The sequence below is a fragment of the Dehalococcoidia bacterium genome, from assembly GCA_003597995.1.
Lineage (GTDB): Bacteria > Chloroflexota > Dehalococcoidia > Dehalococcoidales > UBA1222 > SURF-27.
This window is the reverse complement of sequence record QZJY01000012.1, coordinates 1-12,209: the sequence shown is the minus strand read 5'-3', so window position 1 is coordinate 12,209 and position 12,209 is coordinate 1. Positions and strand designations below refer to the sequence as shown.

Annotated in this window: 11 protein-coding genes; 10 read left to right on the top strand and 1 reads right to left on the bottom strand. The window is 57.3% G+C overall.

Annotated features, from left to right (window positions below; genetic code table 11):
- On the bottom strand, nucleotides 1-304 hold a 304-nt coding region (locus C4542_01685), incomplete at its 3' end, for a hypothetical protein (protein ID RJO62879.1).
- Nucleotides 305-2,881: 2,577 nt separating this feature from the next.
- Between C4542_01685 and C4542_01680 the strand changes: the two genes are divergently transcribed.
- The 10 genes from C4542_01680 (at nucleotide 2,882) to C4542_01635 (ending at nucleotide 12,092) form a co-directional block, all read left to right on the top strand.
- On the top strand, nucleotides 2,882-4,099 hold the full coding sequence (locus C4542_01680; protein RJO62878.1) for a TerC family protein: 1,218 nt from the start codon (nucleotides 2,882-2,884) through the stop codon (nucleotides 4,097-4,099).
- 405 nt (nucleotides 4,100-4,504) lie between these two features.
- Nucleotides 4,505-4,879, top strand: coding sequence for a holo-ACP synthase (locus tag C4542_01675; GenBank protein ID RJO62877.1), 375 nt, complete (start codon nucleotides 4,505-4,507; stop codon nucleotides 4,877-4,879).
- Between the two features lie 34 nt (nucleotides 4,880-4,913).
- Complete coding sequence (gene acsA / locus C4542_01670) at nucleotides 4,914-6,617, top strand: acetate--CoA ligase (protein RJO62876.1); 1,704 nt, start codon at nucleotides 4,914-4,916, stop codon at nucleotides 6,615-6,617.
- A gap of 129 nt (nucleotides 6,618-6,746) precedes the next feature.
- Nucleotides 6,747-7,130, top strand: coding sequence for a GxxExxY protein (locus C4542_01665; GenBank protein ID RJO62875.1), 384 nt, complete (start codon nucleotides 6,747-6,749; stop codon nucleotides 7,128-7,130).
- Nucleotides 7,131-7,215: 85 nt separating this feature from the next.
- Nucleotides 7,216-7,467 (top strand): hypothetical protein, encoded by a 252-nt coding sequence (locus tag C4542_01660; protein RJO62874.1) that lies wholly within the window; start codon nucleotides 7,216-7,218, stop codon nucleotides 7,465-7,467.
- On the top strand, nucleotides 7,464-8,336 hold the full coding sequence (locus tag C4542_01655) for a DUF1207 domain-containing protein (protein ID RJO62873.1): 873 nt from the start codon (nucleotides 7,464-7,466) through the stop codon (nucleotides 8,334-8,336). Before C4542_01660 ends, C4542_01655 begins: the two co-directional genes overlap by 4 nt.
- A 116-nt stretch (nucleotides 8,337-8,452) precedes the next feature.
- A complete protein-coding gene (locus C4542_01650) occupies nucleotides 8,453-9,700 on the top strand; it encodes a glycine C-acetyltransferase (GenBank protein RJO62872.1) in 1,248 nt (415 codons plus the stop codon).
- Between the two features lie 204 nt (nucleotides 9,701-9,904).
- A complete protein-coding gene (locus tag C4542_01645; GenBank protein ID RJO62871.1) occupies nucleotides 9,905-10,774 on the top strand; it encodes a hypothetical protein in 870 nt (289 codons plus the stop codon).
- Between the two features lie 35 nt (nucleotides 10,775-10,809).
- Complete coding sequence (locus C4542_01640) at nucleotides 10,810-11,118, top strand: hypothetical protein (protein RJO62870.1); 309 nt, start codon at nucleotides 10,810-10,812, stop codon at nucleotides 11,116-11,118.
- A 23-nt stretch (nucleotides 11,119-11,141) separates the two neighbouring features.
- Entirely contained in the window at nucleotides 11,142-12,092 is a 951-nt protein-coding gene (locus C4542_01635) for a toll/interleukin-1 receptor domain-containing protein (protein RJO62869.1), read from the top strand.
- Nucleotides 12,093-12,209 lie beyond the last annotated feature (117 nt).

The following is a 12,209-nucleotide window of genomic DNA, read 5'->3' as shown; positions in this document are numbered from 1 at the left end:
CGTGGTCGCGGCAGGCCAGGCGCCAACCCTGCTTGACCTCCGCATCGCCCAGCGCTTCCAGTTCGACGGCGTCGGGAAACGGCGGATAGGCGAGATAGCGTACACGGCACCGTCCGCAAGCGCCCCGGCCGCCGCAGTCGGCGCGCAGAGCATACCCGGCGCGGCGCAGGCGCTCCAGGAGGGTGCCCGATCCGCGCGGCAGCAGGATTTCCCCGCGGGCCGCCGGGCGAAGTGGATTTTCGTTTTCTTCCCTGGGCACTTTCCGGTCTCCGGAATACGTTTTTTCCGCTACCCCGGCCGCCATGCCGGCGTCATTCTCCTAACCTCCTGAAACCGGCGGTGTTCCCGGGCGCGCCGGATGCAGGGCTGTTCAAGGCAACGCGGAACCATCAGGGTGAACCATGAGAACTGCCGTCCTCACCGGCTTGCTGCTCCTGATCCTGCACACGGCCGGCCACTCCCAGGGCAAGGAAGACTGGCCCCCCTTCGACCCCAAGAACCCTCCACGCGGCGTGGATATCTCCAATATCGCCCGGGCCAACCGCACCCACCGCAAGGGCAACCTGTGGATCACGGTGACCAACTGGGGTTTCATCGGCAACTTCAACCAGGGATCGGCCATGGCCATGGCCGACCCGGAGTATCCCGGCTTGTGGGCGCCGCAGTGCGAATATCCGGGCAATTCCAACGTGCAGTATCTTTACCAGGGCGGATTGTGGGTGGGCGCCCTGGTGCAGGAGGGGGGATTCGAATTCCCCCGCGTCTCCATCGGCACGGCCGGATGGGTGGAGGGCCATGAATTCCAGCCTGGCGCGGAAGGGGGCCTGCCTCTGGAAGAGCACGGCATCCTGGAACGGTCCACCATACCCAACAACTTCAACCGCCTGGGCGAAGCGGTGTATCACCCGGAGGCCATCGCCGAACAGGACTTCATCGCCGTCTACTGCGACACCTTACGGGAGTCCTTCTGGGTGCAGGACGACGTCATTGACGGCCCCCATTTCCCCCTGGGCATCCGGGTGGAACAGCGCTCCTACTCCTGGTCCTACAACTACGCCCAGGAATTCATCCTGATTGATTACGTGGTCAAGAACGTCGCGTCGAATTTCCTGAAGAACGTCTACGTGGGGTTCTACATTGACGCCGACGTAGGCTGGGAAGGCGAGGGGCTGATCAAGGACGACGACGTGTGCGGCTTCCAGCAGTGGTACTACTACGATCGCATCCTGCCCGACGGGAGTACGGTGCCGGACTCGCTGATCATCAACACCGCCTGGATCGCCGATAACGACGGCCGGCCCCTGGACGTGGCGTCGGGGTCCGATTTCACCTGCCCGGCGGTGACGGGCGTGCGGGTGGTGCGCGCCCCCAACCCCCGGCTGCGCACCTCGTTCAACTGGTGGATCCGCAACCCCAACCCCGGCCTGGACTACGGCCCGGCCTGGATTGACGACGGCTCCCCCGCCGGCTGGACTGACATCTGGGGCACGCCGGAAGGCGACGCCCGCAAGTACTTCGTGCTGTCCAACGGAGAATTCGACTTCGACCAGGTGCACGTCAACGACGCCGACTGGATCCGTGCCCATCCCCAGCGGATTCATGACCCCGCCACCGGGGCGCTGCTGGAAGAGCACGACTGGAAGCTCGAAAACGTGGCTGAGAACGCCACCGACATCGCCAACGGATTCGACACCCGCTACATGATCTCCTGGGGGCCGCTGGGCATCTTTGACCACCAGGACCCTTCCGGCAACGACGTTTACCGCTTGAATCCGGGCGAAGAGTTCCACATGACCGTGGCCTACGTGGCCGGATCCGGCTTCCACGACGTGCAGCATCCCCAGGAGAACCCCGAGGTCATCGACCCGGAAAAGTTCAACTTCGCCAATTTGCGCTATAACGCCGCCTGGGCGGCGCGGGTGTACGACAACGAGATGCTGGATTCCAACGGCGACGGCTGGTACGGCGAAGACACCGGGACGGATCTGCTCTACGCCCGGGACATCGGCGATTCCGTGATCTACTTCGGGCAGTTCATTGATTATTACCCCGGGCCGGACGCCGACGGCAGCGAGCGCAACGGACGGCTGGACCCCGGCGAGGACGAGATCTGGCGGCCGGAATTCGTCTACGACGCCCGCTATGGGCAACTGAACCTGGGCTACACCCGCTACAATAATGTGCTGGACCCGGGCGACGGCATCCCCGACTTCAGGGGCCCGCCTCCCCCGCCCATCCCCGAGCTGTCCTATGCGCTGACCCGGGACGACGTCATCCTGCGGTGGAAGGCCAATGCCGAGGACCCGGGATACTACGACCCCTTCTCCGGCGCCCAGGACTTCGAAGGCTACCGCATCTACGTGTCCAACACCGGCCTGGAGTACGATTTCCATATCATGGCGGAATTCGACAAGGTGGACTTCGCCTACTACTCGGCTACCGATTCCCTGGCCACGCACCCGGACGCCCGCACCAACGCGCCGGCGGACACCATCATCAACTCCATCCAATTGTACCGCCAGCCGGTGGGACAGAACACCGGTCTGGAGGCCATCCGGGAATCGGATTCGACCTACACCTACGTCATCCATGATGCGCACCCCTGCTATCCGCGGTATTATGCGGTCTGCGCCTTCGACTATGGCGATCCGCGGTCCGGCACCGAACCGCTGGAAACGGCCCGCAACGCCAACGCCATCTACCTGGCTCCCGCCGGCGACCCTGCCGGCGAGGTTAAAGTGGTACCCAACCCCTATCGCGCATACCAGGATTACACCGCCACGTATTCCGGCGGGCTGGCTTGGGAAAACCAGGACGACGGCACGCCGGAATTCTTCCCCCAGACCGACCGCCGCCTGGAGTTCATCAACCTGCCGGCGGAATGCCTGATCCGCATCTACACGGTGGCCGGAGACATGGTGCAGGTGATCCCGCATTCCTCCCAGACGTCGAACAGCCTGGGCGATCCCAACATCCACTGGACCAGCCTGAATTCGGAAAGCTGGGACCTGAACACCCGCAACGGTCAGCAGGTGGTCTCGGGGCTCTACCTGTTCAGCGTCGAGGACCGGACGCCCGGCAACCGGGGCAAGATCAAGGTGGGGAAATTCGTGGTGATTCGGTAGCGGGTGGCATTTGGCTGCTGGCTGCCGGCTGGTCACCGATTCATCTCATAACACTAATAAAACCAAGGATAACCTTGACCGCCGTACGCAAACATGACGCGCGCCGGGTGATCATCTGGGTGAGCACGGCGCTGCTGTTCAATCTGGGCATCCTGCTCTTCTGGGATCAACTGGTCCAGGCCGGCATACCCTTCATCCGCGGCGACGCCACCGCCCGCCAGAAGGCATTGGAATTCCTGACCGGGTACCTGATCGAGTACTCGCTGTCAGTGGACAACCTGTTCGTGTTCATCATGATCTTCAGCTACTTCGGGGTGAACACGATTCAGCAACACCGGGCGCTGAACTGGGGCATCGCCGGAGCGGTGGTGTTCCGCATGATTTTCGTCGTTTTCGGGGTGGCCCTGATCCACCTTTTTCACCAGGTGATCTACGTCTTCGGGGCGCTGCTGCTGTGGAGCGCCTGGCGCATGGCCTTCTCTGAGGAGAAGGAGGTCGATCCGGACAAGGTGCCCCTGGTGAAGTGGTTCCGCAAAATTTTCCCCGTCACCCGCAATTACGTGGACAACAAATTCTTCGTGCGGGGCAAGGGGGGCATCATGGCCACGCCGCTGTTCCTGGTGGTGCTGGTGGTGGAAAGCTCCGACATCATGTTCGCCATTGACTCCATTCCCGCCATCCTGGCCATCACCCAGGATCCCTTTATCGTTATTACCTCCAATATCTTCGCCATCCTGGGGCTGCGGTCGCTGTACTTCCTCCTGGCCGGTATCATGAACCTGTTCCGCTTCCTGAAGACCGGAGTGGCGGTGATCCTGGCCTTCGTCGGACTGAAGATGCTGCTGATGGAATTGGTCCACATACCCACGCTGCTTTCCCTGGGCGTCATCGTCACCATCCTGACCCTATCCATCCTGGCTTCCCGGTTGTTCCCGGCTCCGGGGCCGCCGGCGCACGTTCCGCCGGAGGAATGAAACCGCTCCGACTCCGGCGCTTTCCCCGGCACGAAATGCCTCTGAGAATCTTAAAAATGTCAGGTTGAGTAAAATTTCACTTGATTTCCGGGCCAAAAAGATTTACCTTACTGGATGGTTGAAATGGCCATCGGGATTCGTCAGGGCGTCAGGTCTCGCCGCTGATGGTGGTAAAGCATAGAATCGTTCACCACTGCACTGGCTTACCTGCCTCCCGCGGCTAGGACCTGACGCGCCACCGGTGGACGAGGCGGGGGAGGCGTCAGGTCTCGCCGCCTTCCCGATCCCCTGGCGTACCATTCACCACTGCCGAGATTTACCATTATCCCGCGGCTAGGACCTGACGCCACGCCGGATCTAACCGGGTTTGCCGTTACACCTACCCTGAAAAGGGCCTTTTCCATCATGATCCTCGGTACTGGGACGGATCTCCTGGACGTTTCCCGCATGGAGCGGGATCTGGAAGAGAAGGACGGGCTGGCCGACAAGCTGTTCACTCCGGCAGAAATCGGCTACTGCCGGAGCATGCGCCATCCCGCCCAGCACTTCGCCGCGCGGTTCTGCGCCAAGGAGGCGTTCTTCAAGGCGCTGGGCACGGGGTACCGCGGCGGCCTGGCCTGGCACGAGGTGGAAGTCCGCCGCAACGTCCTGGGCCGCCCGGAACTCCACCTCACCGGCAAAGCCCTGGAGGCGGCGCAAAACCTGGGGGCCCAACATCTGCACCTGTCCCTGTCGCACACCCGCCAACTGGCCCTGGCGATGGTCATCCTCGAATCGTAGTCAGACATCCATAGATAAAATCACGGGGAGTGGCATGAGCAACATCGGATCGTATGAAGAGCGCCTCGCCGGCTTCGACTGGTCCATCTCCGAACAGGAATTGGACTACCAAAAAGGCGACAAGATCAATATCGGCTGGTACCTGAGCGACCGCAACTGCCAGATGGGGAAGGCCGACAAGCTGGCCTTGATCTGGGAAGACTACCAGGGCAACGTCAAGACCTACACCTTCAACGACATGCGGGTGCTGACCAATGTCTGGGCCGCCCACCTGCAGTCCCTGGGACTGAAGCCCGGCGACCGCATCTGCATCTTCATGGATCGCGTTCCCGAGCTGTACTTCTCCTTTCAGGGCATCCTGAAGATGGGGGGGATTGCGCAGCCGCTGTTTTCTGCCTTCGGGGACGAGTCCCTCTACACCCGGCTGGAAAACGCCAAAACCGCCGCCATCCTGACCCAGAAGAAGCACGCTCCCAAGGTGCGCAAGATCCTGAACCAACTGCCCGACCTGAAGCACATCGTGGTGGTGGACGCCGATGAAGGCACCGTGCTGAAGGATCGCGAGACGGCCTTCAACATGGAGAAGGCGCCGCGGGTGGAACAGTTCGAGATCTATCCTGCCACCGCCGAAACGCCCTCCGTGCTGCACTACACCTCCGGCACCACCGGCCAGCCCAAGGGCGCTCAGCACGTGCACTATTCCCTGATCTCGCAATACCTGACGGCCAAGTGGGTGCTGGACCTGCAGCCGGATGACATCTACTGGTGCAACGCCGATCCGGGCTGGGTCACCGGCACATCCTACGGGATCATCGGGCCATGGGCCAACGGCGTCACCCAGGTGGTGCTGGATTCCGGCTTCAACGCGGAGCGCTGGTATGCCACCATTCAGAAGCACAAAATTACCGTATGGTATTCAGCCCCCACCGCCATCCGCCTGCTGATGCGCGAAGGATTCGAGGCCGTGCGCAAGTACGACTTAACCTCTCTGCGCCACCTGGCCAGCGTGGGTGAACCGCTGAACGCCGAGGCGGTGATCTGGTCCCAGGAAGCGTTCGGCAAGCCCTTCCACGACACCTTCTGGCAAACCGAAACCGGATCCATGGTCATCACCAACTACCCCGGCATGCCGGTCAAGCCGGGCAGCATGGGCAAGCCGTTCCCCGGCATCACCGCCACGGTGGTGGATCCCAAGACCTTCGAGCCGGTCCAGACGCCGGGCACGGTGGGGCTGATCGCTCTGAAGCCGGGCTGGCCGTCCATGTTCCGGAGCTACTGGAACAATCCCACGGTGTACCAGAACAAGTTCAAGAACGGCTGGTATCTGTGCGGCGACCGGGCCAGCATTGACGCCGAAGGGTACTTCTGGTTCGTGGGACGCGACGACGACGTGATCAACACCGGCGGGCACCTGGTGGGGCCGTTCGAGATCGAATCGGCGCTGCTGGAGCACCCGGCGGTGGCCGAATCGGCGGCGGTGGGCAAGCCCGACCCGGTGAACATGGAGGTGGTCAAGGCCTTCGTGGCTCTGAAGCCCGGCTTCACCGTGGATTCGGATCTCGAGCTGGAGATCATGAACTTCATCCGCAAGAAGCTTTCGCCGCTGGCCATGCCCCAGGAGATCGAGTTCGTGCAGTCCCTGCCCAAGACCCGCAGCGGCAAGATCATGCGCCGCATCCTGCGAGCCAAGGAATGGGGCGAACCGATCGGCGACACTTCCACCCTGGAAAACGAATGAAGCGAATCTCTCGCAAAGACGCAAAGACGCAAAGAAGTTCTCTTTGTTGTCTTTGCGTCTTGCGGGGATATGATTTTCGGATATTATATGGCGTAAAGAAGAGTACCGCGATATTCAATTGGGCCGGAAATGACTGAAAACGAAATTGCAGAAATCGTGGTGGATTGCTGCTATAAAGTCCATTCCAGGCTCGGACCCGGATTATTGGAGTCCGTTTATGAAGAAGTTTTGGCGTACGAATTGGCCAAACGCCACCTCAGAGTCAAGAGACAGGTGGGCATACCGGTGATTTATGATGAAGTGCGTATGGATCTGGGTTTTCGCGCTGATATTATCGTGGAAGACAAATTTCTGGTTGAACTTAAATCTGTTGAAAACTTAACCAACACACATTTAAAACAGGCGCTAACATATATCCGGCTGTTGGATTATCGCTTGGGTTTGCTGGTGAACTTCAATGAAGCCATGATCCGGGATGGCCTCCGTCGTGTGGCCAACAAACTGCGTCAATAATTCATGTTCTTTGCGTCTTTGCGTCTTCGCGAGAAATAAATCCTTTCCTTCATTTAAATCGATCCACCAAATTTGGGAGTAATCCATGGATGACATGCACAAAACGGTGCTGGACTATGTCCGCCGCGAATACCTGGAAGAAGACGACGACCGGGAAGTGAACGAGGATACCAAGCTGATCTCCGGCGGCATCGTGGATTCCTTTTCCATGGTGTCCCTGAAGCGGTTCCTGGAAAAGAAATACAACATCCAGATCCCCGACGCGGACGCCAGCCCCGAAGCCTTCGACACGGTCAACAGCATCGTGGTTCTGGTCCACCGCTTCCAGAATAAGTGAGCTTGCCCGGTGGGCGGCTCCTGGGGATTGCGGCCCTCCTCCTGCTGACCGTGCACGCCCATCCCGAGGCGGCAAGCCAGGAGAGAATCGTTGACGCCTTTCCCGTCGGGGACCTGTTCCGGCCGATTCTGGCCGATCCCAAGCAGCCGCGCTTTTCCGGCAGTTACCTGTGGTATGATTCCAACACCCTGGGTTCGCACGTCGCCGCCGTGGCCTTCGGGGAAAGCTTCGGCCTGCTGCGATTCCCCCGCCTGTTTCAGGGGGAATTTCAGATCAGCATCGCTGCGGGAGTCTTCGCCCAGCTCGACCTGCACCTGCCCGCCACCTCCCTGGTCAACGCCGATTACCTGGTCGGCTTGCCCTTCACCTGGCGGCGCGGGGATCTCAGCACCCGGCTGAGATGGTATCATCAGAGTTCCCACCTGGGGGACGAATACCTGCTGGCATCTCAGCCCGAACGGCTGGATTTAAGCTTCGAGGTGGTCGAGCTGCTGCTCTCCTGGGAATCCCGGGGGGCGCGGCTGTTCGGCGGCGGGGAGTTCATTTACAACCGCGAGCCGGAGGACCTGAAACGCGGCCTGGCCCATGCGGGCGTCGAGTACCGCCATCCCCGGCCGCTGTTCCGGCTGGGGGAAACGGCGACCGCGCACTGGGTGGCCGGCCTGGACGTCAAATCCTGGGAACAGGACAACTGGGCGGGGGGCTGGAGCCTGGCCGCGGGGGTGGAATGCTGCCCCACGGCCACCACCCGCGCTCCCTTCCGGCGGCGCGCCTTCACCGCAGTCTACTACCACGGATTCAGTCCCTACGGCCAGTTCTTCGACGAAGATGTCACCGCTTTCGGGTTCAGCGTGCAATTCAACCTTTGAATGTAATACAGCGGATTGGGATAGATTCCCTCCGCGCCCGGAAATGAATTCCCGGGCGGGGTGAGATGAAATAGTCTCACCATCCAATTTCTCTAACTCTTCCGACGGAGGCCATCATGGCATACAGCGACAAGGCCCGCGCGTCCTACCAGACCGAACTGGCGGCGCTGCAGGAGGCCGGCCTGTTCAAGCAGGAGCGCTACATCCACGCTCCGCAGGGCGCCGAAATCGAAGTCGAATTTCCTCCCGGCGCGCCGGTCAAGCACGTCATCAACCTGTGCGCCAACAACTACCTGGGCCTGTCCAGCCATCCCGAGGTGGTCCAGGCGGCGCACGCGGGGCTGGATCACCGCGGCTACGGCATGTCCAGCGTGCGCTTCATCTGCGGGACGCAGGACATCCACCGCCAGCTCGAGAAGAAGCTGACGGAATTCCTGGGCACCGAAGACACCCTGCTGTTCCCTTCCTGCATGGACGCCAACGCCGGCGTGTTCGAAGCCATCCTGAACGACCAGGACGTGATGATTTCCGACCGCCTGGTGCACGCTTCCATCGTGGACGGCATGCGGCTGTGCAAGGCCATGACGGATACCTTCAAGCACAGCGACATGGGGCACCTGGAAGAGAAGCTGCAGGAACACCAGGACAAGCGCCAGCGCATGATCATCACCGACGGCGTATTCAGTATGGACGGCGACGTGGCCAAGCTGGACGAGATCGTGGCCCTGGCCGAGAAGTACGACGCCATGATCATGCTGGACGATTCCCACGCCTCCGGGTTCATGGGCAAGACGGGGCGGGGCACGCACGAATTCCGGGGCGTGTTCGGCAGGATTGACGTCATCACCACCACCTTGGGCAAGGGGCTGGGCGGCGCCTCCGGCGGGTGCGTATCGGGCCGCCGGGAACTGGTGGAAATGTGCCGCCAGAAGGCCCGTCCCTACCTTTTCAGCAACACCGTGGCTCCGGTGATCGTGTCGGCCTCCCTGAAGGTGCTGGACCTGGTGTTCCAGACCACCGAACGCCGCGACAAGCTGGAATGGAATACCTTCTACTGGCGCAAGCTGTTGCAGGAAGCCGGCTTTGACATCAAGGAAGGGGAAAGCCCCATCGTGCCGGTGATGCTGTACAACGCCAAGCTGGCCCAGGACGTCTCCCGCGACCTGTTCGCCGAAGGGATCTACGTGGTGGGCTTCTTCTTCCCGGTGGTGCCCAAGGGCGCGGCGCGCATCCGCACGCAGCTTTCGGCGGCGCACGACAAGGAGCACCTGGACGCGGCCATCGCCGCCTTCCGCAAGGTGGGCGAAAAGTACGGCATTCTGGGGCTAGGCAAGAAGGAGATTATCGCCAAGTACGGGATGTAAAAGGCGGCTGGCTGTTGGCTGTTGGCTGTTGGCTTTTCGACGACGGGGCGCGAGGGTTCGCGCCCCGTGATTTTTTTGGTGATTGAAAAGATTTTGCTTGACTTTGAAGGAATTGTGGAGTATATTTGGGAGGAACGGGGTTTAAAGTGTTTGCGAGATTAATATGACTACAAAGCTCGGATAATACAACCAGAGGAGAGAAAAATGGAATATACAAAGTTTGAGCGCATCAGTATTAAAAATCACCCCGAACTAAATGAGCGTTGGGTTCAGGATAGAATAGCTGAGGACCCCGCTATACTTGGTTTAGGAGATGTAATACTAAAAGATAAGGAAAGAATTCAGCCACGAGCTGGCCGTCTAGATCTATTATTCCAGGAAGAAGATTCCAATAGAAGATATGAAGTTGAGATACAGCTTGGTTGCGCTGACGAAAGTCATATTATTCGTACTATAGAGTATTGGGATTATGAAAGAAAACGATATCCGCAGTATCAACACACCGCTGTAATTGTGGCTGAAGATATAACTAGCAGGTTCTTAAATGTAATAAGCCTATTTAACGGAATGATTCCTTTAATGGCGATTCAAATGAGTGCATTAAGACTTAACAATAATTTAGGTTTGATGTTTACGACGGTAATAAGTCAATTATCCTTGGGATTAGTCGATGAAGATGAAGAAACGCTGGAAGTAACTGATAGAGCTTATTGGGAAAATCGCGAAACAAAGAGAACGGTTGCAATGGCTGATGAATTCCTTGAAATTGCAAGAGAATTAGATAGCTCATTGGAATTGAAATACAATAAATTCTACATAGGACTTGCAAGGAATGGCCATCCGAGCAATTTTATTATCGTACGCCCGAAGAAGGGATTTATTCGATTTGAACCGCGTCTAAAGAACTCACTAGAAACTCAAGAACGGCTGGAAAATGCCGGTTTAGATGTGATGGATTATGATACTCGTTGGGGGCGATACCGAATTCGGTTGAAGCCTGGAGAAATTGAGAAGAATAAAATCATCATCAAGCAAGTCATGAAAGAAGCATACGGCGAAACTGCCGATGAATAAGTAATGAAATTATTGGTCTAACAAAAGGAGATGTCATGGTAAAGATTTCAATTGGTAACGCTGAAAAAGATCTTGGGGACATAGAAGAAAGTTGGATCACTCAACAGGTTAATCGACGTCGAGCCGACGGTGTTAAAGTCCTTGTGCGAGTTATAGTTAAAGAAGGTGATATGAATGTGGTGCTGACAACACCTTCAGGCAGAACACGTGAAGGAAAAAGTAGACCTCCACGGCCACGCGAAGAAGCGCTTTTCAATCTATGGAACCAACATGGCTTGAATAACGATGAATTTTCAGTAGTCAATTTAATAACTTTCTTGCGACAATTGAAAAGCATAGTGTAACAACGAATGGAGGATAAAGGATAATGGCGAGGCTATTTTTTTCATACTCTCATAAGGACGAGACTCTCCGAAATGAATTAGAAACACACTTGGCTTTGCTCAAACGCCAAGGAATAATATCATCTTGGCACGATCGACGCATCATGGCGGGTGGCGAACTCAACAAATCTATTAGCAAGGAGATCGAATCCTCGCAAATAATTCTCCTGCTTGTAAGTGCCAATTTTCTTGCGTCTGATTATTGCTATGAAAAGGAAATGATTCGAGCGATGGAAAAGCATGAAGAGGAAAGCGCAGTAGTAATTCCCGTAATCTTACACCCTTGTGACTGGCACTCTTCCCCATTTGGCAAGCTAAGAGCCACCCCAACTGATGGTAAACCGGTTTCGATGTACGCCAATCAGCATGAGGCTTTTTCAATTGTGGCCAAGGATATTCGTGAGGCAATAGAAAACTTACCAAAACCTACTGCTTCTGAAACTAATAAGCATGAACTAGAATCACATTCGGACACATCACAAAATGTGAGATCGAGCAATCTAAGAATAAAGCGCAAGTTCAGCGATCATGAGCGGGACAATTTTTTAGAAAACAGTTATGATTATATGGCGCTATATTTTGAAGGATCATTACAAGAACTTGCAAATAGGAATCCACATATAAAGATACGATTCAAACGATTGGATGGAACAAGCTTCGCGGCATTCATCTATAGTAGCGGTGATAAAGTTGCAGAATGTTCTGTGTATTATGGCAACCGGGGGTTTGGTTCTAACACGATAGCTTTCTCCCATTCCGGTGATGCTGCGCTTGGCAGTTTCAACGAACAAATCAGCGTTGTTTATGACGGATTCACGCTACAGCTAAAAGCTTTGGGAATGTCTGTCTTCAGCGGCCAGAGTAATGAACCATTATCACAGCAAGGGGCTGCTGAATTATTTTGGAGCCTCTTTATAAGAAATCTCCAAGCTTAACAGCATTGCTCCTAACACGCCTGGTGCCCCACCGCTTGCGGTGGGATCGCTATATCCCCGCCGGGGCGCTGGGGACGTTGTCTGAATCACCGATTACGCCGATTTCACGGATTTCAC